Consider the following 22,859-nt stretch of genomic DNA (forward strand, 5'->3'; position numbering starts at 1 on the left):
GGATCGCTACTTCACGGCGCACCTCCTTTTCAGGCCTGCGACGGCATACTCGCGCGCGCATCCGGCCAGTTCAGTTTCGTTCGTCATCCTCGGCCTGCGTCTGGTGCTCCACAGCAATCAATGTCCAGCCCAGCTCGCGGCGCACCTCTTCCCGCGTGGGTAGCCGATCTGGCGCCGGTGCGCGGCTCTCCAGGTAGTCGCGTGCCAGGTAGTGTGGCGGATGGGTGGTTTCGGACAAAGCAACCTCGAAAGCTGTCATTCACGTCGCTATGCTGGTTGTTGCGGCTGTCGAGTTTTTTTACACTCGTACCTCGTAAAACAGCAAGCTCAGGCGATTTTCATTTAAATTCAGCGACTTAGTAAAATGGCACGCTTCCTGCTCTGTTTGGCTCCGGGCATTTGCCCGACCTAACTTATTCCACAGGAAAACCATGAACCGAAAATTTTATTGGGCGACACTGGCGCTCTGGCTCGCCAGCGCCGCTGTGCAAGCGGACAATTTCAAAAATGGTGGCTTCGAAAACGGCAACGCGACCGGCTGGACCACCGGTGAAGGGTACCGCGGCAACACGCTCAACGCCTCCCTCAATCCCGGCAAGCTTCTACCTGGAGGCAGCCTTTACAGTGGCCCCGCTACGCGCTCGGACATCATCGCGGCCGGCACGGTTGACCCGATCATTGGCTCCGATCTGGGCTCGACCGTGTACGCTGGAAAATATTCGTACCGAGTCGAGGATAGGAACAGTGGCGGCTACGCTTCGGTGATCAGCCAATCGGTCAGCAACTACACCGAATCCAATATTTTCTTTACATGGAAGGCCGTGCTTGAAAACGGCGGCCACGCCGATAACGAATCAGCAGCGCTATTCATCTCGCTGCGCGATGACACCACGGGCACTGAATTGGTCAGCCGTTTTTACAATGCCGGTAATGGCGGTGGCGGCGTTGACACACGATTTGAAACGTTTGGCAATTATTACTACACGCCTCTATGGCAAGTCGAACGCCTCACAATCGATTCCAGCCTGTCCGGCCACGACTTCACGCTCTCGGTAGCAGCAGCAGACTGCTATTTCAGCGGCCATACCGGCTATGCGTACGTGGACGGTTTTGGCGGCGTCAATCCGATTCCAGAGCCAGAAACGTACGCCATGATGCTGGCCGGCCTCGGCCTATTGGGCTTCATGACGCGCCGGCGCAACAAGCAGGCCTAGAAATGGGAAAGCCACCCATGAGGTGGCTTATTTGTTTGCTCCCACGACTATAGCGCGTGGTGAGCGGCAAATTCAAGGCGTGCAGGTACGGCGCTGGGTCCGGGTACTGTCGCGAGTTCCAGCTATCGGTGGCGCGATGCGCACATTACGATTTCCGGAAGAATTTTCTTGAACTGAGGATTGAAGTATACCGCAGAAATACTGTTTGTAAACACAGGCTTAAAGAAAACTTGCGCTACATGTCTCCGCCGCGTAACAGACCGCCCGCCCGGCCAGAATGACTGTCGTGAATGGAGCTCAGCTCGCTGACCATATCCTTGACGCGCTCCAGCTCCAGGCCGGCCACGCCGTACACTGCCGCGACGCCGGTTCCTTTGCACGACGTGCACAGTCCATTCCCCAGCAGCACCTTGACACCAGTGCCGCTGCAGCCTTTGCACGTGCCGTCGAGCCAGTGCGCCAGCGACTTCTCGGCTACGCGCCGGTAAAGCGCTTGCGCCGCTGCCGCATCCCAGGCTGTATTTTCTGGCACCCAGCGGCGGAACCGGCCGCGCTTGATCACTTCGGCGGTCCAGATGCGCAGCAGCTGGGCCAGGTTCTGCTGGCTGCCCTCGAACATGCGGTTGAGCGTACCGTCGGCGTACTTCACGCGACAAAGCAGCGCGCCAATGTCGCCGGCAAGCGCTGCAGCGGCCAGCGGGTCCGTCTGGTGGTGCTGCGCGTCGTCCATGAGGTTGCTCGAACCTATCGATGCGATGTAGCGGTCTGTAAAACCCATAATTGCCTTTCGTTGTATTGGCAGATGTTAACACCCATGACGGCCTTGCAGCAGCACATGGTATTAGTCGAATTACATATTTTAAGCTGCGGTCACAATAAAAATAATACCAACTATCAATACCGCCACCTGCGAAATGTTGTACGATAGAAACTAACAAAAAAATCTTTCCAAGAAATACTAGAATGCACATCAAAATAGCACTTACAAGAGAGCTAAAATCTGACCCATTGTGTTAAATCATAAAATATTAATGGGCCATCATAATAACTTTTTCCATATAAAACTTAAATCATAAAGAAATACGATATGACAAATTTTACAGCTTGGGTAAATAACATACTGAGTCTTCTCGCTCCTGGTTGGGTTGGATCTTTGATAGGAATTGTAGGCCTAGCGGCAGCAATAGCAACGTTTTTCCTCACACGACAAAGAACTGCACTTACATTCCACTGTTCAGGAAAAAGACTATTGGGATTAGCCGGGTCTAATTTACCCACGGGAATAAAAGTTGATTACAATGGTCGAAATATACCAAGGCTGACGCGATCGATTATTACACTTTGGAATTCAGGAGAAAAAACAATTGATGGAGATCATATAGCATCATCCGATCCACTCAAGATTGTAACAGACAACAAAGGAACAATTTTATCAGCTACGATTTTACAAGTTTCACGGACTGCGAACGATTTAAAGTGTTCGCTATCCACCACAAAATCAAACGAAGTAGAATTAGTATTTTCCTTTTTAGACACTGACGACGGCGCAGTAATTGAATTACTGCACACTAGTGAGGACATCAATACGAGAATAATCGGCACAATTAAAGGAATCCCTAAAGGAATTAACGGAAAACGTCAGACTGATTATCCAAACAACATAAAGGCGATTTCCTCCATAATCAATCCCATACCATTTTTATGGATTGTCCTAATAATTGGACTCGCAGCAATTTTACTTTCTTTATTTTTCCCGGATGAAATTAAAAATTTCATGGCTTCAAGTCCGCAGCCAGAATTACTTTCGGTATATATAACAGGGGGTCTTTATGTATGTATGTCTGCTACGTTGCTTTATTTTAGGCGTCAAAAATATCCAAAATCACTTCGAATAGACACTGATACTTCGGACGTCTAATCCGATTTAGAACCACAATCAAAATTCCTCTACTTTCCCGCCGCCGCCCGCCTTCTTCGGCAGCACTTGGACGGCAACGAAGCGCAGCGGATACATGTCGGCCGCGATCTTGATCTTCGCGCGTGCATCCTCTTGCCAATGCCCTTTCACTTCGTGCGCCTCCAGCGCGCCGTCGGCCAGCTGCACGGCGAAGTCGGGCGTATAAAACGTGTTGTCGGCCAGGCGGAATTTCAGGCCTTCGAACTTGTACCAGGCCACCTCGCCGGCGGCCTTGCGCAGCTCCAGCGTCTGCGCATACGCGGCTTCGGTCTTGTTCATGGCGCCGACCTTGAGGCGTCCCAGTGCCTGCAAGCCACGGGCCATCATTGCGCTTTCTCTAGGCGATGAGTGACCGCCTTGACGATTGCTGCGCGCGCAGCTGCGTCCCTGTCCGGATAGAACCGGTACCACTCCAGGAAGCCGCTGGCATCGACGCCGACCGACATCGGCATCAGCCGGATCTCAAACTGCACAAGCAGCGGCGCGGCCGCCGCCCAGCCGCCCATCCAGTCCGGCACCATGGCCTGGCCGCGACTTGCGGCGGCGCCAGCCGGCGGCGTGCCGACCAGAGCGCCGCCCACCTCGACGATGTTGGACCAGCCCAGCAGCTCGGCCAGGCGTTTGTTTGCTGCGATTTTGTTTTCTTGATTTTTCATTTAAAGCCTTTTAAGCCGTTTTTTCTGATGGGTACGTCACTTCGTAGCGGCCATGGCCCTTGCGCAGTGCGGCGGTGCCTCAGGCAAATCCTGAGCGGCATTCGCAGCCTGGACGCTCGGGCGCTTCCCCCTGTGCGACTCCCAATCGAAGACCACCAGCCTGCCGCCGCCCTCGCGCAGTCGGTCAAACGCCCGCGCACCCAGGAACTGCTCCAGGCCGGCAGCGTCCAGATTGCTGATGACGATGGTCGGGCGCGCCGCCTCATAGCGGCCGTTGATGATCTCGAAGAGGATCAGCTTTTCCGTGTCGCTACCGTGCTGCACGCCCACCTCGTCGAGGATCAGCAGATCAGGATCGACCAGGTCGCGGATGGCCTGCGCCTCGGTGCGCCCGGCGCCCTTGGCGTAGGTTTCCTTGACGGAGCGCACCGCGCGCATCACCGACGTGAAGACCGCCTGGCGCCCTTGCGCCATGATGTGGTGGGCAATGCCCACGGCCAAGTGCGTCTTGCCGGTACCGACATCCCCGGCGAAGATCAGGCATGCGCCAATGGCCCGGGCGTCTTCGAAGTTCTCGGCGTACCGGGTGGCTACGGCCAGCGCGCGCTCGGCGCCTGAGCAGTCCGGCCGGTACGATTCGAGGCGGCGATCAGCAAAACGCTCGGGAATAGCAGCACGGCCGAGCTTTGCGCTCCATTCGCGCGCCTTAAGTTCCTGGCGCCAGGCGGCGCGCTGCTCGGCCTCGCGCACCTGGTCTTCGACGTTCATGCAGTCCGGGCAGCCGGACCAGGCGCCGCGAATCAGCATTGCCGTGTACTCGCCGTGCATTGGGCAGCGCTCGATCTTCGCGCTGACGAAGCGCTTCTTGCCTTCAAAAGGTGCCATCTGCCCCAACGCCCTTGTGGTAATCCTGCTTGCCAAAGTTTCCATGCTGTGCCGTCTTTCCGCCCAAAGGCGTTCGTTTCATCGTCAGTTGATCCCACTTCTCGCGCAACTTTGCCGGCGAGAGGATGTTCGAGCACCAGAACGCATCTCCCTGGGCCCATTGGAAAAGCTCGCAGATTTCCGCGTGGGTGCGCTTGTCCCGCTCTCGTAGCAGCCGCACGTCGTCAGCCCAGGTGTCGAAGTTCGGCTGCCTGGCGGAGTCGTTGTTCGCCAGCACCCGGCCGAACAGCCAACGTGCGCACTTCTCGTCGTCAGCGCTGTGCTTGCGTTTTTCCCTGGCTTCCTTGATATCGACCACAGGCACCGTTGGAATCGCCGAGTCGGGGATTTTCTCCGACAAGGTTTTATATATTGGTGTTTGGTGATTGGGTATTGGTGTTTGGGTAGCCGTTGCAGGCGTTGCAGGTGCCGTTACAGGTGGCGTTTCAGGTTCCGGGATTTTCGGGGCCTGCAACGCACTCGCCATCGCCCGGAGTTCCTTGATTCCGATATTCCAAGCAGCGTGCTGCCCAGCAGCCGTAAGCTGGGCAAACAGGGCTGCACGCTCGTCTCTATGTCGCCTCATGCGTGTTTCCTCGTTCGCCTTCTTCGCCTCGCGCTCTGGCTCGCCGGCCTGGAATGCGAAGATAATTTCGTCACACGTTTTGTGGTGCCAGCCATCGGCAGCGAGAGAAAAAAACTCTTTGAGAACGACGTCAACCGCCTTTTTTTCTTCACGGCTGCGTGCGCGAACGACACGTTTTATTTCCTCGATGTCCGGATCGAGTGGCATTTCCTTGTCGAGGTAGCGCCGAATCATGCGGCAATAGATCCCGTCCTCGCAGGCGGAAAGGTGCGAGGTATTCTTGTCATAGTCGCCAATATGGTGCTCGAAGTAGTTCAAGGCCGAGCCTCCTGCGCACGCGCCGCGCCGAACAGCGCAGCCACCAGCGGGAAGCCCAAGGTGCCGGGCATGCCGCCAAGCACGAATTTACGGAAGATAATTCGCGTCATTTGTGTTCCATTTTTTGTTTTTGGTCACTGGGCGCTACATCAAGCAGGCCCATCGACCGTAAAATTTCATGTGTAGTGCCGACGGCCGCGCGAAAGGCAGCCTCCAGGCCGGCCAGCGGCAGATCAACCGGGCGCCGGCGCCGGCCGTCGAGCACGTCGTGGCACGCGCTGCAACCAAACGCAGCGACCGTGTCCGGTGCCTTCAGGCCCATGCCCTTCCCGTCCGCCAAGAAGTTTGAATGGCAGAGCACGGTGGTGTCAGGGTCGAAGTTGCAGACGGCCAGGCGCAGGGTGCAGTCCTGTCCGCGCGCGGCGCGCCGGATCGGCGTCGAGACAGGGCCTTTCGACTTCAAGCCGGCCTTGCGCTTCGGCGCCGTGCGCTGGTGCGACTGTACGGAGAGCATGCCGGTGCTGGGCATGGGCGAGATACGCTTGAATGGCGTGCGCGCCAGGGGCTTGCCTGGCTTCATGGGTGAACGGCGCATCATGTTATGATGCCTTTTCGCTAACCAAGGGATCGACATGACAATCACCGCCGCAAGCCCAGCACAAACTAATTTGAACAACGAAGCAGCCGGCCTTGCGCTTCAACAACTCCAGCTCGCGCATGAGGTGCTTGTTAAATTCAGGAGCAACGCAGGCCCCCATGGAAAGGATGAAGTGATTGCGGTTGCGCAAATTATTGCGACCAATTACGCCGGGCGCGTGGGGATAAAGGCAAATGCCTAATTTCCCGAGGACAGGGCAAAGCAAGTTGTTCATAGTTCGCCCTCCGAGAGCAGCTGCGGCTGCACGGCGCCGTTGGCATAAACCGTATCCATGATGGTCGTGGTGACCGGTGAGGCGCGCTTGCCGGGCCATTTGTCGCTGGTTATATTCTTCATCATTCGCAAAGTCCGTAAGCAGAGCTGCACGCCGTTGGCTCGTCCAACGCTGTGAGCAGTGAAAATTGTTTGCCGCCGCGGCTCGTCTTCGACCACTCAACCACTGCTTCGATAGTCGATGCCTGGCCAGCATGCGCCTTGGTGCCCATGTGGAAAAACGATACGGGCGAGCGCGGTCGGCAAACTTCCGAAACCAGAGCCTCCCATTCCGCGATTCGAGCGATGTGCTGAGGGAACCGGCGTGACACCTCGTGCAGCTCCCCTTTGCTGCAGTTGATGCAAGGCATGCAGCCGACGCGCGACATCCCTTGCTTGTAGAGCGGATTTGGCTCGATGCCGGCCAGCCGATGTGCCTCGAACACGTCACCGACGTTCCAGCGCAAGATTGGCCGGTAAGTGAACAGGCCACCGCCAACCACTTCGAAGTGCTTGACGCACGCACCAGTGCCTTGCAGACGCTCGCGGCGCGACTGGCTTTCGTCGATCCGCACGCCCTGCCAGGACCAGATCGCATCGCATTCACGATCGATCAAATCCATTGCGAACTCCGTCAACGGCTTGGTCTTGAGGTATTCCGTGCAAAACTGCCGTTTGCGCGATGGGAAGCCACCCCGCACCATGCAAAGGTCCAGGTATGGGTTTCCAGATGGGTGCAGCAGCTCAAGCGCACGCTGTGCGGCCTCGGCCGTCCAGTGATACATGAACTTGCGCTTCCCATACACGGCAGACTCCGGTTCGCCGGCCGCGATGCGCGCCAGGTTGGCGCGCTTAGTGGCGAATTCATCAGCGAAATCAGCACGCACCACGTCGACCTTGATGCCAAGGGCCGCTGGCAAGTAGTCCAGTGCATATTCCAGCGTGCTCTCATGCTCGTTGCCCGTATCGGCCATGACGAAGCGGCACGCGGCCATACCGTGCTGTTCCAGCGCGAGAATAGCGGTAGCTGTGCTGTCCTTACCGCCTGAAAGTGAAATCAAGTGGATCAGGCTCATGATAATATTGCCTTTTGACAATACATCGCAGCATGAGACATCTCGGCTAGATGCGCACCGGAGAACAAATGATCGCCCCTTGGAAGAAGGAAGCTGCGCAATGGTTTTTTGCGTCCATTATTGTTATTATCTTTACATTTATGATTGTGGCGTTGAGCGCAGTTATCGTAGATCCTAAAAAGGGACCGGCCTCTGCGGACGCCGCATCGTGGGTGCAAGCCATTGGCACGGTGGTGGCGCTGTTCGCCACATATTTCTTTGGCGAGCGACAGGCGCAGCATGCTCTCCGTACTGCAACGACTATTCAGGACCGCGAGCATGCTCGAAAGAAATCTGCATTCCTCGCCATTTGCCTGGTAGCGCGGGATAATGCCGACTGTATTGGGCGGGTTTTTAGTGAAAAGCCTTATGACCCTTTCCGTCGATTTGTTGAATATCAAGAGTCGGCTACGAATGATATCGTCAAGGCACTTCGCGCCATTCCAGTGCACGATGTAGGAAGTGCGAGTGCCACTACTGCGCTGCTGAATTTGACTCAAGATTTGTCGATGCTGATCATCTGGATCGAAGCTTTCGACAGGGATTTCGAGAGCGTGAGGAACAATGTCCAGCATGCCGAACTGAGGCTTCAACTCACCCAGGACGAAATCGGCAGAAGAGTGGAAGAAATTTCCCAACACTACGCGACGCTCAAAGTTGAATTGGGCACGACCGATCAATTTAACCATCATTAATCCTCCATCGCGCGCTTGATGCCAGCGGCGTCGAGGCCAGCAGCCTTGCAACCCAGGCGGGTCGCGTGGAAGTAGGCCTGCGTCTCGCTTTCGTGGCCGGCAATGACCAGGCCTGCATCGGCCAGGCGCTGCATCGCCTCCCGCGCAGCGCCGGAAATGTTCGCGCAATAGTAGTTGCGATAGCCCCAGCGATTCTTCCGCTTGCCCTGTACGGCGCCCAGCATGTGCTGCAGCTTGGCGAAGTCGCCAGGCATGATCGCGGCACGGACGGCGGCAAGCGCGCAGGTGGCGCATTTGCCGTGCTGGGCCAACTGCTTGGCGGTGCTGGCCTTACCGCAAGCGCAGACCTTGCGGATCAACGAATAAGCGGGCGCGGCTTGATTCGCCAGATGATGGCGAATAGTCTGAGCAGGGTTAGTTATCATGATATTATTTCCTTCCCGCAATTAAGGAGGTTTTATGCACACACTCAGCGTCGTTGAAAAATCGCAACTTGAGGCAGCAACAGAGATCACCGCAAAACAGTTGAAAATTGCTGTAGACCTTCACAACAGGCAGTTCCCCGGCATAAACAACTCCGAAGTATTGGCTGCCATCATTCAGGCTTTGGCTACCAACTTCGCTGCGGCAGTAGCCGCCGACCACAAATAAATTTTTAATATTCACGCCACCCTCGCAATCTCGCGCTCATGCGCGAAGTTGGCGCGCATAGCAGCATCAATCCGGCGGCCGAGCCATGCCACGTTCGACACGGCCCAGCTGTTGCCGATGGCCTTGTAGCGCGGCCCGTCAGCTGCCGCGCGCGCAATCTGCTCGCGTGCCATCACGCCGCCGCGCATCAGGTACTTGATCCAGTCCTGATCAAGCTTTTCCGCGCGGATAGCGCGGCCGAACGGAGTGAGGGTGTAGTCGTCGGGGAAATCTTGAAGGCGCTCGCACTCGCGGGGCGTGAGGCGGCGGACTGCCATGCCAGTCAGCACCATTGGCGTACCTTGGCCGGGCTTACCGCCGCCGGTCGACAGCGCGTCGGTGCGGCTGCCGTCGCCGCCTTCCAGGCGGATTTCGGCGCGGCTGTTCTCGGCGAATGCAGCCACAATTGGCTGCCCGCGCCCAGTGCCATCCTCGCTGGCATCGAAGCCTTCGGCTTTAAGAGTGTGCGTGATGTCGCCGGTGATGCAGACCGCCTGCGCTTGCGGGCGGGACGTGCCCAGAGCACCAAAGACGCTGGTACTACTCACGCAGTCCTGGCGCGCGTCGAAGGCGATAGCCGGCGGGCTGCCGGCGTTGGCATGACTGCGGGCGTGGTTTCCAGCACGTAGCGTGGGTGACAGGTCGTAGCTGGCGTCGCCGCCGTAGTCCTTGCTGCTGAAGGCGATGGGCGCGGCCAGCACCAGGAACGTCTCGCTCTCAAAATCGAAGTGAGGCCCGGCATGCGCGCGACAAGCGGTGGCAACATAAATTTCACCTGCTTGGTTGTTGCCACCGAAAGCCATAGGGATAAGCATGCCGGCCTCGGCATCCTGCTGGGTCGCGCTGCCGGCGGCCTTGCCATTAGCCTGCAGCGTTCCAGCGATGAGCGTGTCCAGGCCATCGCCGCGCGGACGCTCAATGCTACGTGCCACCGGAGCGGCTAAGGCAGCACCGAAAGCAAGGTCTTCCCCGTCGCCCTGTGGTGCTCCGCCAATATCCTCGGTACTGACTGGCTGCAACCCGAGGCCGCATTCGTCCTGCACTCCGCCACGGCGCGCAGCGCTCGCTCTAACTGTACCGGCAATGTCTTGCGGCGATTCTCTGCTCGGCGGAGAATCCCGGCGCACGCCGTCGAACTCAAAAAGTACCGTTCCGGGATCGAACCCTTCTCCAGCACTTGCGACAACGAACACACGACGGCGTCGTTGGGCCACTCCGAAATATTGGGCGTCAAGGGTCCGCCACGCGACTGTTCGCGCGGGGCCATACACACAACCAGCGTACGCCCATTTGCCCCCTGGCGGTTCGATTGGATCATCTTCACCGGCAAGGCCAGCAAGGAAGCAGCCGAAGGCATTATCTTTTGTGGAGAGGACTCCAGGGACGTTTTCCCAGAAGACAACGGCTGGAAGAAGTCCAGCTGCTGCGCGTCGTGCGTCAATTTCATCTGCAATCTCGCAAAAAACAAGGGAAAGGTTGCCGCGTTCGTCGTCGAGCGAATTGCGCAGGCCCGCAATCGAGAACGCTTGGCACGGCGTGCCGCCGCAAAACACGTCAGGCGCAGGCACGAAGCCGTCGCGGATCAAGGCGGCGACCTTGGTCATGTCGCCCAGATTTGGTACGTCCGGATAGTGGTGCGCCAGCACGGCGCAAGGGAATGGCTCGATCTCGGCCAGCCAGGCGGCGCGCCAGTCGAGCGGCCCCCAGGCGACGCTGGCAGCCTCAAGACCGCTGCATACCGAACCGAAAGTAATAGGCATGGCCGTAGTGAAGGAATCGCGCTTCATGCTAAGATTCCTTTCAAACAACTTTCGGCAAACGCATGAAATACCCATACCTCACGGTCGTACTTTTGGTAATTTTTGGCGTTGTCGATATCGTCATTTTGGGAAACCACTACGAACTCACGAAGTCCGATTGGTCCGGATGGGTGCAGGCGATAGGATCGATCGCTGCGATTCTTGGGGCTTTTTACATTGCCGATGCTCAGACCAAGCAGGCTTTGAAAGTTGCCAAGGAAAGGCAAGTGCGTGACGATAGACGAAGGGTCGACATAGTAGACGCGCTGCTGTCGAGGATTTATGATTTGGCGGACGAAATGCTTCGCCAAAGCAGAGACAGCAACGTTCACTACTTCCATGGTTTTAATCAAAGTGTTTTGATTGATTTGCGAGAATCTATAAAAACGATTCCGATAATGGAGGTTCCATACGCAGAAATTGTCTTCCACATCACAGCGTTGCCACATGCGCTTGAAGAAGTGGCGCTTGTATTCAGGAATGTAAGATCTGATGGGGAGGAAGATCCAACTACAATTTACGAGCGACTGTTTGCCACCGATCTCGAGCAAAGAATTGATGACTTGCTGAAACTCACCACTGAAGCGCGAACTGTATGCCTCCATTGGTCGCTCCCTTAACCTGTCAAATTTAGTGAGATCCTTTCTCAGCATGCTCTCCGGATCGAAATTCATGAGCGCACCTCCGCAGCTGGCCGGCGAATGACCACGACAGGCATTGCGCCCACCGTACCGCGAAAGTGTGGCGTGGCCGCCTGGCCTGGCTGTTCTGGTTCGACGCCGAGCATCGCCGCGCGCGATGCATCTTTCAGCACGTAGCGAATGCCCACCTGGCGCACATTGCCCTGGATGAAGCGCGAGAAAATCATGCGCAAGCGATGCTCCATGCCCGCTTCTTCGATATCGAAGCCCGCGCGCTCGCAGATTTGGTAGAAAGTGCCGGGCCCGTGCAGCAAGGCCTGCAGCAGTGCGTACGAGCGGGAGCCTTGCTTAGGAAGCGTGACGCCAGAACGGCGGCGTTTCGTCTTGTTTACGCCAAAAGTCGGGCGCGGGATATTGTCATTTTGGCCAGTCACAATGCCACCTCCGCAAGTACCGAGTCGCGCCACTTCACTTGCTGGATGGGTGTGCCGCTTCCGTGCGCCTTACCGGTATCCGCCACGAAAGCATGCGCGCGGCCCTTCTCCGTCGGCACCCAATGGCCTGCGATACTCTCTTGCAGGCCGGCCTCGACCAGAAGCTGGTTGAAAGCCCTGGCGCTCTTGACGAAGCGGCTGCCCAACTCCGTCGGCGTGTAGTAAATCTCCTGGCTGGGCGTGGCCAGGTGCGTGCGCTCCATCAGCTGCAGCATATTGACGCCGGTCAGGGCGGCCGTACCCTGGTTTGCGCTGATCGCCGCGGCGTTCTTGTCGAGGCCGATCAGGCGCGCAATGCCGAAGATGGCGCGGAATTCCTTGGCGGGCGAGATTGCGCTGGGCTTGGGCGCGGCCGGTGCCTGGCCGGTGACCACGGCGTCGAAGGTGCGGATTACTTCCAGGTGGAACTTGGGGCTAATCCACATGGCGTAGGCGTACACCAGCTCCTTGCACACGTAGGTGCCGCCGTTGCGGCCCTGGGAAGTGATGGTTGGCAAACTCTGCACCGGCGCAGAGTTTAATTCCGCTTCCAGCTCCTGGATTTCCGGGCGACGGAAGAAGAATGCAGGTTGATGGCGGCTTTCCGCACCAGCTGCCCTGTGCAAGTCGTTGAGGCAAAAGCGGCCTTCTTTATCGATCGCGATCAGCGTATTCGCTATCGTGATGCCTTTGTGTTGTACAATTTCGGTCATAAATTCTTTCGCGAATTTTTGTTGTTTCAAGGAAGCCCGCCTGCAAGCGGGCTTTTTTCATTTCTGGCCTTGCAGCTCCTGCAGCATTGCTTCGTAGTGCTGGCGCGTCCGGACGTGGCCGGGATCGACCGGCAGTTCGCACTCGGCATGCCCTTTCTACTGGACGCCGTCTTCGCCAAGCGCCGCGTTGGCGCCAGGCTCGGGCTGCGTAGTCGACCAGGTCAAGCCGCCACCTCGGCGCGCGCGATGCGCTTGAGCTCGCAGATCGACACGTCGAACACCTCGTGCATGCGGATCAGCAGCGAGGCGCCGATCGGCAGGCGGCCGTGGCGAATCTTGGAAATCACTGGTGGCGCCACTTCCAGCGCGCGGGCCAGAGCGGCGTCGTTCTTTGGGCCTTTGGCCAGGAGGGTGTCGAGCAAGTTGTTGTTGCCATCGGCGTTGTTCAGCGAGCCATACGGCGTAATTGCAGTTGTTTGCGTCATGTCATATTCCTAATTGATGGTGATTAAAGTGGCAGATTCCGGTCATGTGATGCTGTAGCTGTCGGGTGCGGGTTCGTTATGGCGGCTCGCGCCGCGGCACCTCGTATTTCTTCGCCACTCTGTCGGTGGCATCGCGCCATTTCTGGCGCGCTTCCTTGTGCGCGGCCTTCGCCGCGCCTTCCCCCTTCCCGTCCTTGGCGCCCTGCAGGTCTTTCTCAGCCTGGCGGTAAATCATCGAGCGCTGGAAAACCAGCTCCTTTTCCTCGGCAGTGACCTCGGCTGGTTTATTCAATAGCTGCCTCCATGCCGTTAAACCCGCATCCGCACGACGCGCGGGACCAGGCCGAAGCTGGGGCGCTGCGGCTGGAGTGGGCCCAACTTTTCCCGTGATTTGGGTCTAGCCCCGCTCGAAAACGGCGGCGTATCATTCCGTTTCGGCCTGGCGTCCAGGTGATTGCGGATGATCACGATCGTGCATTCGTTCAGCACGTCGCTGACCGACTTGCGCATCGAAGTGCATGCGGCTTGCAAGGCATCTTTGTTGTCTTCGGTGATGTAGCCCTTGACGAGCGCGGTACGTTTTTGCTTCTGTTTCATGGTTTTCTCCTGGTGGTCGGTGTTACAGGGTTTGGGTACAGCGAAAATGGCCGGGAAATTCCTTCGTGCTACATTGCTATCTCCATAACAACAATTTGAAGGAATTTCCCATGGAACTACCAACTCTCGCGGGAGCATTGGCCTCTCTAAAGCTGGCAGCCGATGCGGCGAAAGGGTTGCTGTCCGAGCGCGATGACCGTTTAGTGACCAAAGTCATCGGGGATATGAATGATCGGATGATGGATGTCCAAAATCAGTGTCTGGCGCTCCTGGATAAGCAATACGCGCTGGCCGAGAGCGAACGTCAGCTGAAAGAGAAGCTGCGAAAAATGGAAGAGAAAGCTGCAGACCTTGATCAGTACGAGTTGCATCAAAACACTCATGGTGCAGTCATGTACCGATCCAAGGTATCGCTCGATCCTTCGGACAAACCGGTATACCTGTGCGCAAACTGCATGGCTGCCGGCGTAAAAACATTTCTTCAACTTCAACGAAGCGGAATGAAAACTGTCTTCTTTTGCAAAGAACATGGCGAAATACGATCTGAGATCCCGGACAAAGTGATGCAACCGGTGCGCATTAGGTTTTAACTTCACGTTGACTCCTTCAGTGGCTTGAGGCATTCATCGAGCGGCGCTCCTGGCGGCAGCTGGCGCGACTCGACCAGCGGGATGCGCACGAAGTCGGCCGCCGGACGAGGCGGGGAAATTGGAAGGCGGATCATGGCTTCGCGCCCACGTCGATGCCGACAGCGGCCCGCAAAGGCACGGTGTCAAAGATGGCATTGGCGGTAGGAGGCTGGCGGCCGGCGTGGCCTGGGTCGACAGCAACTAGCTCCGGCCAAATCTTTTGCCAGTCATCAGGCCGAAGCTCTTGACGGGTCACCTTGCCACCCGTCTCCCCCTCGATGGCTGGGCAGTGCTGAATAGCAACCGGACGGATGTTTTCAATCCACTGGTGCAGCAGCGCTGGGGAAACGTTGATTGCACGAGCAAATTCAGCCTTCTTCGTGCCTGACTCGATGAGGTAGTTTTTGAGGTTCATGTCGCAATAATAGCATTGCTAGTATGAAAGTCAATAGCATAGCTCGTTGCGCTCTTAAATAGCATCGCTATACTCCGCTTATGAAAAAAGAACCCAAGGCCTTAGAAAATTGGCAGATTGAAGACGCGCAGCGACTAAAGTCACTCTTTGACGCGCGCGAGCCAAAGATTTCTCAGGCTGAATTTGGCGCGAAATTCGAGATCGGCTCTCAAGGCATGGTCTGGCAGTACGTGGCTGCACGCCGCCCACTCAATATCAAAGCGGCTACCGCCTTTGCGCGGGGCCTGGGCGTGAACGTCGAAGAAATTAGTCCAACCATCGCTGAAGAAATTGCAGCAGCGGCATCCCATACCGGCGCGTCAGTCGGCGCTCAGGGTGTGCCAGGTGCCAGCCCAGTAACCGATGATGAAGAAATGGCTCCGGTGATGGTCCGTATTCGCATGGTGCCTGAGCATCTGCGCGCTGGCATTACCGGGTTTGAGGCAGATCATACTTTTGAGGATGGCGGACATTTACACGTCCCTCGCCAATGGTTAGAAGAGAATGACCTTACCCCTAACGCCCTCTTGGCCATCAAGATCAAAGGCGACAGTATGGTCCCGATGATGTACGAGGGCGACATTGCCGTAGTGAACGTCAAGGACAAAAACCGGGTAAATGGAGGCGTTTTCGCTTTGAACTACAAAGGCGAGTCGGTTGTGAAGCGTTTGAAGTATGAGCGCCGCGAATGGTATCTGACATCGGAGAATCCCGAATTCCATCAAGAGCCTTGCCGAACAAGCGACTGCAACGTCGTCGGCCGTGTAGTGCGCTTCGAACCACGGAATTTCAAGGATCGCTTATGAGCAACCCGCCCGGCAGGAATCCGACCAAAGGGGGTGCTTTACAGCAGGTCCTTTTCCCAGGTGGCGCTGCGGCTTTGGTAGCCCTGCTGTTCTTCGTTTATGGATCAGTTCACCGAGAGCCGGAAGGCGCAGTTCCAAGCCAACAGCAAGTGGTCGCCCAAGAGAAATCTGCCGCCAAGGATGCGGTTGAATTGTGCCGCAGCCGCGCCACAGCGTTACCGGCCGGTTCGAGTGAAGCGAAAATTGCCCAAGATGCCTGCCAACTTATGCAGACGCAATACGAACAAACATACCGCCTGACGCCATGATCCTAAAATCAATTTTCTTTGCGGCTATGCTGGCCCTGCCAATCGCGGCCATTGCAGCACCTTGCAACAAGGCGGCCGCCCAGGACGTGCGAAAGATGATGGCCGAATTCGCAAAATGGGAACTCGGTAGCGACACCGGTAAAATCAAAGTCACCTGGAACCACAAGACGGATAGCCAATCGACGAACGGAATATTGCGCCTCATGTCCGCATTCGCCGATGCGGATGCCTGCCTCATGGGCTACCCGCGCAAAATTCACTTCTATCGGATGGGCAAGCAGGAAGGTATCGCCTCACCTGATCATGGCGTCAAGCTCACGAACTAGATTCCCGCCACAAAGGCAGACTCACGGGCATCGCGCCGCCGACGGCGAGTATGTGGCGGGTGAGGTAGCGCAACAATTCGTTAGATTTCTTGTAAGCAATTTTATATATAATTTATAAATATGCCATTTCCGCAGTCGCGAGGTGGCCACTATAAATATCTATAAAAACAAGGACTTAACGATGAATATCCCAGGCCAGGTGGCCACCCAGAAACAGATTCCACTCGATCTCGGCATCGAAATTCAGCGCGATGTCAACGGGATTGAAATGGGCGTGTTAGACAATGGCATCCCCTATTTAACCCAACGCGGACTTTCAGGAATTACTGGGATTGCTCGTAACGCCATTCAGAACATAACAAAAGAATGGGAAGAGCACTGGAGCGATGTGGTCCTAGGTAAAGACCGCATTTCGTTTTTCAAGCAGTACTTAAATTCCAAGGGTTTCAATGAACCCAAATTGCACTTAGAGAGCATTCAAAATGGAGTTGTGCATTATGCGTATCCCGACATAGTGTGCATGGCATTCCTTGAGTACTATGCTTTTGAATCAAAAGCTGATAGCGCAACAGCACTTGAAAACTATCGTAGATTTGCTGCTTTTGGGCTTAGAACATTCATTTATGATGCACTACATTACGTCCCCAGCGATAAATGGAAGTATTATAATGACAGGGTTTCACTTCTTAAAGATAGCGCGCCAGTTGGTTATTTCACCATCTTCAAGGAAACGACCGGCCTTGTTGTCGATTTGATTTCAGCTGACCTTACAGTAAATGATAAAACCTTACCAGATATAAGCGTTGGGCTGGCATGGGCGAAATATTGGAAGGAAAACAATCTTGAAGGCTCATTTGGTCAACGCATATTATACGAACACAATTACCCAGATTACTACCCCCAAGCTTTCAGTAATCCCCAAACGCCAAATGCTTACCCCGATGCTGCACTTCCTGTTTTTCGACAATGGTTTAGAGAAACTTACTTGCTAACTAAATTCCCAAAGTACATTCTCACTAAGGCCAAGTTACTACCTGGTGGAGCCGCCGAGGCCATTAAGATTGGTGCGATGTACCAACCACCTTCGCTGTCATGATAAAAGTACTGGCGAGCTAGAACGAGCAGGATTGTTAATGGACTTTGCATCGCACCTTCTTCATTCATAGTCCCGGACACCTGCTCTTACTGCATAATGCATTTATGCAAGTATGCGCCGCCATCATCAAGATCAAGCAAATTCGTTTGGCAGTGGTCCAGGTCAAGCTAGAGGATACATGGCCGGCCACCGGCCCAGCCGCTCTGCTTCATGCACAGCGGTTCTTCCCTACCCTCCCTATTTTGTTGCTGTCGCCACGCGTCGGCGGCTTTTCGCGAAGCTACGCCACCTTCGACATCGCGCCGCTAATCCACCTGATAAACGCTGAAGAGATCGCTTGGCGGACTTACTTACGACAGCCTCCCTCAGAACTGCCCTTCTAAATCACGCAAGCCAGCCCCGACGATTAGGGGCTTTTTTTCGCCTTTCGCTCTCCGTTGCCAAAAATCTTGATTTTTACTAGCAATGCTATTGCGCTATTAAAATAGCTTTGCTATTATTCATTCATCGAAAGCAAACACAGGAGTCCGACATGTCCCCAGCAGAGCTCGCAGCACTTGAAGCGGTCCTCGTCGCTCACGGCGAAGTGATCCCGGCAATCGCAATCCCGGCGCGCGGCTGATCGCCATGAGCGCCCGCGACCACGATGCCACCCAGCTGCAGGCTGAGCTGGCCCAGGCCACGGCCGCAGCACCGGCCCCGCGCTTTCACTTCGACGTGACGATTCGCTTCACAGACGGCACGTACCGCAACAAGGTCCGCGCCCGCAACAAAAGTGTGGCGCATGCCATGGCTCTGACGGATGCGCGCATGGCCTCGCCCTGTAACACCTTCTACGGCAAAGAGCTCGGCCACTTGGTCGAGCTGGCCAAACAAGATCAGCGGTCGCCCGCGCCGTAGTTCAAGGCGGAACAGGCCGGCGGGCCGGATAAATGCCCTGTGGGATCAGCATGCTCCGATTGATCTTCGTGAGGATCAGGCGCCCGGGGAAGCCCGGCGCCACAACCAACCTTGAAGGAAATACAGCATGTCGAATTTCAAAAAAGATCAGAAGGTGAATGTGAAGGGCACGAAAACCGAGCCGCTGCCGCGCCCGGGCAAGTTCGTGCAGACGCATCCGGGCGTCCGTGGAGACTTCCTGGAAGTGCTGCTGGACGGCTCGACGCAAAGCCAGCGCTTCCGCCCTTCGCAGGTGTCGGCAGCCTGATTTCACCCCGGCCAGTCGCCCTGGCCCGTTTCGCCGGCGTAACCGGCGGCCAACAAAGCAAGGGCGGCGTGGGAAGCAGACACGCACCCGAGGGAAAGCTCCCTCGCAGTAAGTCAGTTTCGGGTCGCGTTACCACGACATAGCCAACTGACGGCTGGAGTAGCGCCCAGCCCCTTGCTTTGTTGGTGGCCCAACAGCCGCAGGAATCACACCCCCAACGGATTTTCTCGGGTCGCCAACAACACATTAACCAGAGGAGCAGGACATGAGCTACATCATCACCATCCGCACCGGCCCGCGTGCCGAGGATGTCGCGCACTTCGCGGCCATCGGCAACTTGGCCGCACTGATCGATGCGGCCTACGACGACGGCGCCCTGGGCGTGACTGCGATGGTGCGGCCGTGATCGCCCTCTTCCGCCGCCTGCTGGCCGCCCACCGCCACTACCAGGCGCAGCACCAGCAACGCATGAACAAGATGCGCCTGGCCGGCGTGTGCCGCGAGCTGGCCGGCCTCGAAGAAATGCGCAAGGAACTGATCACCGCGCAGATCGAAGCGCTGATCGACCTGGACGCATCCGCCGCGCGCGCGAAGCAGCTGGGCCGCGCCCACCGGGAGGCGCAGTGGACGTCGTCAGCCAAGCCGTGATGGACGTGGCCAGCCAGGCCCTGCGCAACTGGCATGCAGGCCACGCCATCGTCTACGCCGTCCGCCTGGCACTGCTGAAGGCAGAAATCATAAAACTCACAAGGAAAAAGTCATGAACGCAGTTACCCAAGAAAGCCGCAACGCCACGCAGACAACGCAGTCCGCAGGCGCGCTGGCACCCCGCACCGCTGGCCAGATGATCCTGGACGTCGCCCACATGGATAGCATGGTCCGCCTGGCCGACATCATGGCATCGGGCAAAGCAACTTTGCCGCCGGCATACCGCAATTCCCCGGGCGACTGCCTAGCGGTCATTATGCAGGCGATTTCCTGGCAGATGAATCCCTTCGCAGTGGCGCAGAAGACCCACTTCATCAACGGCAATATCGGGTATGAGGCGCAACTGGTCCATGCTGCGATCACGGCCTCCGGCATCCTGACCCAGGACGACTTCGACTACGAGTACTACGGCCAGTGGGAAAACGTCATTGGCAAGTACGAGATCAAGAAGAACGACAAGGGTGAATATCGTGCCCCGGCATGGTATTTGTCCGACGAAATTGGTTTGGGCGTCCGTGTTTCGGCCACGATCCGCGCCACCGGCAAGGTCAAGGTGTTGGACCTGCTGCTTGCGCAGGCGCGCACCCGCAACTCCACTCTCTGGGCCGACGACCCGAAACAGCAGCTGAGTTACCTCGCGGTGAAAAAGTGGGCGCGCCAGTATGCGCCAGGCGTAATCCTTGGCGTCTACACGCCGGACGAACTGGAAGCTGACTACCGCGAACCGGTCGATATCACACCTCCAGCAACGAGCGCCAACGCCAGAGGCACGCAAGATCTGTTGCCCGAATGCACCGATGAGCTTTTCAAGGAAAAGACGCCTGAATGGCGCCAGATCATCCTCTCCAAGAAGAAAACGCCGGATCAGCTGATCGCCTTCCTGAGCACTCGCGCCACATTCACCGAAGCGCAAAAAATAACCATCGACAGCTGGTCGCGCGAAAACGACTAATCGCCACATCCAACAATAAATCATCGAGGACACATCATGCAACGCGAAAATACTCTCACCCGAGAAATCCACAACCTGCTCCAGGGCAGCGATGACTGGCACGCCTTTCGCTTCGACCACCACGGCGCCAGCGAGGCGGCAGCGATGCTCGGCCTGTCGAAAAAAGTCACCCGCAGCGAACTGGTGCGCATGAAGGCCACAGGCCTGGCCAAGGAGTTCAGCGACTGGGCACAGGAAAACATCCTGGACTATGGCCACGAAGTCGAAGCGCTTGCGCGCCCGTTCGCCGAGCGCATCATCGGCGACGAGCTCTACCCGGCCACACTGTCGCTGGGCCGCGAGAGCGCCTCTTGCGACGGCCTGAACATGGCCGAGACCATCGGCTTCGAGCACAAGCAATGGAATGCGGAGCTGGCGGCATCGGTGCGCGCCGAAGTGTTGCCGGACGAGCACCAGCCGCAGGTGCAGCAGCAGCTGATGGTGACCGGCGCCGAGAAGTGGCTGTTCATGACCTCGGACGGCACCGAATCGAACATGACCTGGATGTGGGTGTATCCGGATACCGCATGGTTCGCGCGCATCGTTGCCGGCTGGGAGCAGTTCGATATCGACGTCTCCAATTACACGCAGGTCGACATTGCCGAGAAGCCGGCCGCTGAGCCGATCGCCGCCCTGCCCGCCTTGGTCGTCCAGACCGAAGGCAAGGTCGTCAGCAGCAACCTGGTTGCGTATAAGGCGGCCGCCGAGAAGTTCATTGCCAAAATCAACACCAAGCTGGAAACCGACGAAGACTTCGCCAATGCCGAAAACACCGTCAAGTATTGCGGCGAGGCGGAAGATAAGCTGGAACTGGCCAAGGCGGCCGCCCTGGCGCAGACCGCAACCATCGACGAAGTGATGCGCACGGTCGACCACATCAAGGCACAGTTCCGCGCCAAGCGCCTGGAGCTGGAAAAGCTGGTCAAGACCCGCAAAGAACAGATTAAGGAAACCATCCTGAACGAAGGCCGGCACGCCTTTACCGCCCACATTGCCGCGCTCGAAACCGAAATCACGCCGCTGCGCCTGCAGCAGCAACAGCCGGATTTCGCCAGTGCGATGAAGGGTAAGCGCACCTTGGGCAGCCTGCGCGATGCCGTCAGCACCACGCTGGCCAACGCCAAGATCGCCGCCAACGCCCAGGCCGCCGACTACCGCGCCAAGCAGGCCTGGTGCCGCGAGCATGCCGCTACCTACGGTTTCCTGTTCATGGACATGGCCAACATCATCGGCAAGCCGATGGATGACTTCCAGCTGGTCATTACCAGCCGCATCGCGGACCACAAGCGCGCCGAGGAAGCGAAGGCCGAAGCCGAGCGCGCCCGGATCCGGGAAGAGGAGCGCGTCAAGGCAGAAAAGGCAGCCGCCGAGACGATCCGCCTGGCCCAGGTGGAATCGGACCGCTTGGCATCTGAGGCGGCGCAAGCGGAGCGCGAGCGCGCGGCAGCCGACACGCAGCGCCAGCTGGCAGAGCAAGCATCGCAGATCGCTGCCGAGCGCGCCGTCGAGCCGGTCGCCCAAGTGGCGGCGCCGAAACCTACCGCCCCTATTGCCGCCCGCCGCGCGCCGTCCGCCGCAGCGCCAGTGCCGGCACCGAACTGCCCAGCGCCAGCACTCGACCTGCTCGACGCCGCAGCCGATGACCTCTACCCATCCGACAGCGACATCCTCGATGCGCTGTTCGACCAGTTCGGCCTGACGTCGGCCGAGGCCATCGAGCGTCTGGCCAAGTTCGACTTTGCCACCGCGCGCGCCGACCTGGTCGCCGAAGCCGCATAAAACACCGCCCCGCCCACCACCTGGAGAAACCCATGAACACAGCAGTCGCAGCACCACAAATCACCCTGCAAGCCATCCAGTCCTCGCAGATCGCCGCCATCGGCCACTGCCCGGCAACCGAGACCCTGGCCGTGCAGTTCTTCCGCAAGGGCGCGCCGGCGGACGTTTATCACTACGCGAACGTCTCGGCCACCGAATACGCAGCCTTCGCTGGCGCCGAATCCGTCGGCAAGCACTTTTACGCGCACATCAAGCCGCATGCCGACAAGCACCCGTACACGAACATGGGCACGCCGGCCGTCGAACAGGCGCCGGTCAAGCTGAGCAAGGAGCTGCTGGCCGGGCTGCTGACGGGGCGCGAGTACGGCAAGGAAATGGCCAAGGAAGAAAAACTGCAGGCCAAGGCGGCCGGCCTGATCGTGATCTTTGGCGCCAGCGACGACCTGATGGAGTTCCGCGGTTTCGTGGACGACGAGCGCGGCGCGCCGACCATCGCACTGCTCGACGCCAAGGGCTTGCTGCCGTTCCGCGAGGATATTCAGCACGACGACGATGCACTAAAGGACTATTTCGCCCGGGCGCCGCAGGTGCGCGCCGTGGATGCCCTGTGGGGCAAGGAAGACGGCTACAGCTGGACCTACCGCACCGACGTGCCGCATGCCACGTTCGAAATCGTGGAAGGCGGCGAACCGTATTGCCGCGGCATTGTTATCGACGTGGCCGACTTGGCTGCCGAGCCTGGCTAATCACATTGGTGATGGACCGTCGTCCTCCTCCGGCTC

Annotated in this window: 36 protein-coding genes; 18 read left to right on the forward strand and 18 right to left on the reverse strand. The window is 57.5% G+C overall.

Going from position 1 to position 22,859, the window contains the following annotated elements; all coding sequences use genetic code 11:
* Window positions 1-70 precede the first annotated feature (70 nt).
* Window positions 71-259, reverse strand: coding sequence for a hypothetical protein (locus OPV09_RS17530; protein ID WP_338678931.1), 189 nt, complete (start codon window positions 257-259; stop codon window positions 71-73).
* A gap of 172 nt (window positions 260-431) precedes the next feature.
* Here OPV09_RS17530 and OPV09_RS17535 point away from each other — a divergent pair, with 172 nt between their 5' ends.
* Window positions 432-1,214, forward strand: coding sequence for a PEP-CTERM sorting domain-containing protein (locus OPV09_RS17535; RefSeq protein WP_338678932.1), 783 nt, complete (start codon window positions 432-434; stop codon window positions 1,212-1,214).
* A gap of 235 nt (window positions 1,215-1,449) precedes the next feature.
* Here OPV09_RS17535 and OPV09_RS17540 read toward each other — a convergent pair whose 3' ends face one another.
* Window positions 1,450-1,944: a hypothetical protein gene (locus OPV09_RS17540; protein ID WP_338678933.1), complete on the reverse strand. Its 495-nt coding sequence runs from the start codon at window positions 1,942-1,944 to the stop codon at window positions 1,450-1,452.
* Window positions 1,945-2,301: 357 nt separating this feature from the next.
* Here OPV09_RS17540 and OPV09_RS17545 point away from each other — a divergent pair, with 357 nt between their 5' ends.
* Entirely contained in the window at window positions 2,302-3,132 is an 831-nt protein-coding gene (locus tag OPV09_RS17545) for a hypothetical protein (RefSeq protein ID WP_338678934.1), read from the forward strand.
* Window positions 3,133-3,150: 18 nt separating this feature from the next.
* Here the strand turns inward: OPV09_RS17545 and OPV09_RS17550 are convergent, their stop codons facing one another.
* The 5 genes from OPV09_RS17550 to OPV09_RS17570 all read right to left on the reverse strand — a co-directional run bounded on the left by OPV09_RS17550 (window position 3,151) and on the right by OPV09_RS17570 (window position 6,253).
* On the reverse strand, window positions 3,151-3,498 hold the full coding sequence (locus OPV09_RS17550; protein WP_338678935.1) for a DUF1064 domain-containing protein: 348 nt from the start codon (window positions 3,496-3,498) through the stop codon (window positions 3,151-3,153).
* The gene (locus OPV09_RS17555) at window positions 3,495-3,827 is read right to left on the reverse strand and encodes a hypothetical protein (RefSeq protein WP_338678936.1); all 333 of its coding nucleotides are present in this window, start codon (window positions 3,825-3,827) and stop codon (window positions 3,495-3,497) included. Before OPV09_RS17555 ends, OPV09_RS17550 begins: the two co-directional genes overlap by 4 nt.
* Before the next feature lie 36 nt (window positions 3,828-3,863).
* A complete protein-coding gene (locus OPV09_RS17560; RefSeq protein WP_338678937.1) occupies window positions 3,864-4,712 on the reverse strand; it encodes an ATP-binding protein in 849 nt (282 codons plus the stop codon).
* The gene (locus OPV09_RS17565) at window positions 4,699-5,655 is read right to left on the reverse strand and encodes a YdaU family protein (protein ID WP_338678938.1); all 957 of its coding nucleotides are present in this window, start codon (window positions 5,653-5,655) and stop codon (window positions 4,699-4,701) included. The genes OPV09_RS17560 and OPV09_RS17565 overlap by 14 nt, the downstream gene beginning before the upstream one ends.
* A 106-nt stretch (window positions 5,656-5,761) precedes the next feature.
* Window positions 5,762-6,253 (reverse strand): nuclease domain-containing protein, encoded by a 492-nt coding sequence (locus OPV09_RS17570; RefSeq protein ID WP_338678939.1) that lies wholly within the window; start codon window positions 6,251-6,253, stop codon window positions 5,762-5,764.
* 34 nt (window positions 6,254-6,287) lie between these two features.
* On the opposite strand from OPV09_RS17570, the gene OPV09_RS17575 reads away from it, so the two are divergent.
* On the forward strand, window positions 6,288-6,494 hold the full coding sequence (locus OPV09_RS17575; protein ID WP_338678940.1) for a hypothetical protein: 207 nt from the start codon (window positions 6,288-6,290) through the stop codon (window positions 6,492-6,494).
* A gap of 29 nt (window positions 6,495-6,523) precedes the next feature.
* Here the strand turns inward: OPV09_RS17575 and OPV09_RS17580 are convergent, their stop codons facing one another.
* Both OPV09_RS17580 and OPV09_RS17585 read right to left on the reverse strand, forming a co-directional pair.
* Window positions 6,524-6,652 (reverse strand): hypothetical protein, encoded by a 129-nt coding sequence (locus tag OPV09_RS17580; protein WP_338678941.1) that lies wholly within the window; start codon window positions 6,650-6,652, stop codon window positions 6,524-6,526.
* On the reverse strand, window positions 6,649-7,641 hold the full coding sequence (locus OPV09_RS17585; protein ID WP_338678942.1) for a phosphoadenosine phosphosulfate reductase family protein: 993 nt from the start codon (window positions 7,639-7,641) through the stop codon (window positions 6,649-6,651). The genes OPV09_RS17580 and OPV09_RS17585 overlap by 4 nt, the downstream gene beginning before the upstream one ends.
* 68 nt (window positions 7,642-7,709) lie before the next feature.
* On the opposite strand from OPV09_RS17585, the gene OPV09_RS17590 reads away from it, so the two are divergent.
* Window positions 7,710-8,375 carry a hypothetical protein gene (locus OPV09_RS17590; RefSeq protein ID WP_338678943.1) on the forward strand — a complete coding sequence of 222 codons (666 nt, stop codon included), beginning with the start codon at window positions 7,710-7,712 and terminating at the stop codon, window positions 8,373-8,375.
* Here OPV09_RS17590 and OPV09_RS17595 read toward each other — a convergent pair.
* Window positions 8,372-8,800 carry a hypothetical protein gene (locus tag OPV09_RS17595; RefSeq protein ID WP_338678944.1) on the reverse strand — a complete coding sequence of 143 codons (429 nt, stop codon included), beginning with the start codon at window positions 8,798-8,800 and terminating at the stop codon, window positions 8,372-8,374. The genes OPV09_RS17590 and OPV09_RS17595 overlap by 4 nt on opposite strands.
* Before the next feature lie 34 nt (window positions 8,801-8,834).
* Between OPV09_RS17595 and OPV09_RS17600 the strand changes: the two genes are divergently transcribed.
* On the forward strand, window positions 8,835-9,026 hold the full coding sequence (locus tag OPV09_RS17600; RefSeq protein ID WP_338678945.1) for a hypothetical protein: 192 nt from the start codon (window positions 8,835-8,837) through the stop codon (window positions 9,024-9,026).
* An 11-nt stretch (window positions 9,027-9,037) separates the two neighbouring features.
* Here OPV09_RS17600 and OPV09_RS17605 read toward each other — a convergent pair whose 3' ends face one another.
* Entirely contained in the window at window positions 9,038-10,852 is a 1,815-nt protein-coding gene (locus OPV09_RS17605; RefSeq protein WP_338678946.1) for a DNA cytosine methyltransferase, read from the reverse strand.
* Window positions 10,853-10,887: 35 nt separating this feature from the next.
* Here OPV09_RS17605 and OPV09_RS17610 point away from each other — a divergent pair, with 35 nt between their 5' ends.
* Entirely contained in the window at window positions 10,888-11,484 is a 597-nt protein-coding gene (locus OPV09_RS17610) for a hypothetical protein (RefSeq protein ID WP_338678947.1), read from the forward strand.
* A 50-nt stretch (window positions 11,485-11,534) separates the two neighbouring features.
* Here the strand turns inward: OPV09_RS17610 and OPV09_RS17615 are convergent, their stop codons facing one another.
* The 5 genes from OPV09_RS17615 to OPV09_RS17635 form a co-directional block, all read right to left on the reverse strand.
* Window positions 11,535-11,939 carry a hypothetical protein gene (locus OPV09_RS17615; RefSeq protein WP_338678948.1) on the reverse strand — a complete coding sequence of 135 codons (405 nt, stop codon included), beginning with the start codon at window positions 11,937-11,939 and terminating at the stop codon, window positions 11,535-11,537.
* Complete coding sequence (locus tag OPV09_RS17620) at window positions 11,936-12,721, reverse strand: KilA-N domain-containing protein (protein WP_338678949.1); 786 nt, start codon at window positions 12,719-12,721, stop codon at window positions 11,936-11,938. The genes OPV09_RS17615 and OPV09_RS17620 overlap by 4 nt, the downstream gene beginning before the upstream one ends.
* Window positions 12,722-12,912: 191 nt before the next feature.
* On the reverse strand, window positions 12,913-13,176 hold the full coding sequence (locus OPV09_RS17625) for a helix-turn-helix transcriptional regulator (protein WP_338678950.1): 264 nt from the start codon (window positions 13,174-13,176) through the stop codon (window positions 12,913-12,915).
* A 76-nt stretch (window positions 13,177-13,252) separates the two neighbouring features.
* Window positions 13,253-13,468 carry a hypothetical protein gene (locus tag OPV09_RS17630; protein ID WP_338678951.1) on the reverse strand — a complete coding sequence of 72 codons (216 nt, stop codon included), beginning with the start codon at window positions 13,466-13,468 and terminating at the stop codon, window positions 13,253-13,255.
* A 17-nt stretch (window positions 13,469-13,485) separates the two neighbouring features.
* A complete protein-coding gene (locus OPV09_RS17635; RefSeq protein ID WP_338678952.1) occupies window positions 13,486-13,773 on the reverse strand; it encodes a hypothetical protein in 288 nt (95 codons plus the stop codon).
* Between the two features lie 110 nt (window positions 13,774-13,883).
* Here OPV09_RS17635 and OPV09_RS17640 point away from each other — a divergent pair, with 110 nt between their 5' ends.
* Window positions 13,884-14,363: a hypothetical protein gene (locus OPV09_RS17640; protein ID WP_338678953.1), complete on the forward strand. Its 480-nt coding sequence runs from the start codon at window positions 13,884-13,886 to the stop codon at window positions 14,361-14,363.
* 2 nt (window positions 14,364-14,365) lie between these two features.
* On the opposite strand, the gene OPV09_RS17645 is transcribed toward OPV09_RS17640, so the two are convergent.
* Window positions 14,366-14,497: a hypothetical protein gene (locus OPV09_RS17645; protein WP_338678954.1), complete on the reverse strand. Its 132-nt coding sequence runs from the start codon at window positions 14,495-14,497 to the stop codon at window positions 14,366-14,368.
* Window positions 14,494-14,817, reverse strand: coding sequence for a transcriptional regulator (locus OPV09_RS17650; protein ID WP_338678955.1), 324 nt, complete (start codon window positions 14,815-14,817; stop codon window positions 14,494-14,496). Before OPV09_RS17650 ends, OPV09_RS17645 begins: the two co-directional genes overlap by 4 nt.
* 80 nt (window positions 14,818-14,897) lie before the next feature.
* On the opposite strand from OPV09_RS17650, the gene OPV09_RS17655 reads away from it, so the two are divergent.
* The 11 genes from OPV09_RS17655 to OPV09_RS17705 all read left to right on the forward strand — a co-directional run bounded on the left by OPV09_RS17655 (window position 14,898) and on the right by OPV09_RS17705 (window position 22,823).
* On the forward strand, window positions 14,898-15,662 hold the full coding sequence (locus OPV09_RS17655; protein WP_338678956.1) for a S24 family peptidase: 765 nt from the start codon (window positions 14,898-14,900) through the stop codon (window positions 15,660-15,662).
* Window positions 15,659-15,970 carry a hypothetical protein gene (locus OPV09_RS17660; protein WP_338678957.1) on the forward strand — a complete coding sequence of 104 codons (312 nt, stop codon included), beginning with the start codon at window positions 15,659-15,661 and terminating at the stop codon, window positions 15,968-15,970. Before OPV09_RS17655 ends, OPV09_RS17660 begins: the two co-directional genes overlap by 4 nt.
* Complete coding sequence (locus OPV09_RS17665; RefSeq protein WP_338678958.1) at window positions 15,967-16,296, forward strand: hypothetical protein; 330 nt, start codon at window positions 15,967-15,969, stop codon at window positions 16,294-16,296. Before OPV09_RS17660 ends, OPV09_RS17665 begins: the two co-directional genes overlap by 4 nt.
* A gap of 181 nt (window positions 16,297-16,477) precedes the next feature.
* Complete coding sequence (locus tag OPV09_RS17670; RefSeq protein WP_338678959.1) at window positions 16,478-17,392, forward strand: hypothetical protein; 915 nt, start codon at window positions 16,478-16,480, stop codon at window positions 17,390-17,392.
* 627 nt (window positions 17,393-18,019) lie between these two features.
* Window positions 18,020-18,292, forward strand: a complete 273-nt coding sequence (locus OPV09_RS17675) for a hypothetical protein (protein WP_338678960.1) — start codon at window positions 18,020-18,022, stop codon at window positions 18,290-18,292.
* A 127-nt stretch (window positions 18,293-18,419) separates the two neighbouring features.
* Window positions 18,420-18,599, forward strand: a complete 180-nt coding sequence (locus tag OPV09_RS17680; protein ID WP_139089466.1) for a hypothetical protein — start codon at window positions 18,420-18,422, stop codon at window positions 18,597-18,599.
* A gap of 265 nt (window positions 18,600-18,864) precedes the next feature.
* Window positions 18,865-19,005 (forward strand): hypothetical protein, encoded by a 141-nt coding sequence (locus OPV09_RS17685; RefSeq protein ID WP_338678961.1) that lies wholly within the window; start codon window positions 18,865-18,867, stop codon window positions 19,003-19,005.
* Entirely contained in the window at window positions 19,002-19,247 is a 246-nt protein-coding gene (locus tag OPV09_RS17690) for a hypothetical protein (RefSeq protein ID WP_338678962.1), read from the forward strand. Before OPV09_RS17685 ends, OPV09_RS17690 begins: the two co-directional genes overlap by 4 nt.
* A 112-nt stretch (window positions 19,248-19,359) precedes the next feature.
* Entirely contained in the window at window positions 19,360-20,259 is a 900-nt protein-coding gene (locus OPV09_RS17695) for a RecT family recombinase (protein ID WP_338678963.1), read from the forward strand.
* A 36-nt stretch (window positions 20,260-20,295) separates the two neighbouring features.
* Window positions 20,296-22,077 (forward strand): YqaJ viral recombinase family protein, encoded by a 1,782-nt coding sequence (locus OPV09_RS17700; RefSeq protein WP_338678964.1) that lies wholly within the window; start codon window positions 20,296-20,298, stop codon window positions 22,075-22,077.
* Between the two features lie 32 nt (window positions 22,078-22,109).
* Complete coding sequence (locus OPV09_RS17705; RefSeq protein ID WP_338678965.1) at window positions 22,110-22,823, forward strand: KTSC domain-containing protein; 714 nt, start codon at window positions 22,110-22,112, stop codon at window positions 22,821-22,823.
* Window positions 22,824-22,859 lie beyond the last annotated feature (36 nt).

This window comes from Janthinobacterium sp. TB1-E2 (assembly GCF_036885605.1).
In the GTDB taxonomy this organism is placed as follows: domain Bacteria; phylum Pseudomonadota; class Gammaproteobacteria; order Burkholderiales; family Burkholderiaceae_D; genus Janthinobacterium; species Janthinobacterium aestuarii.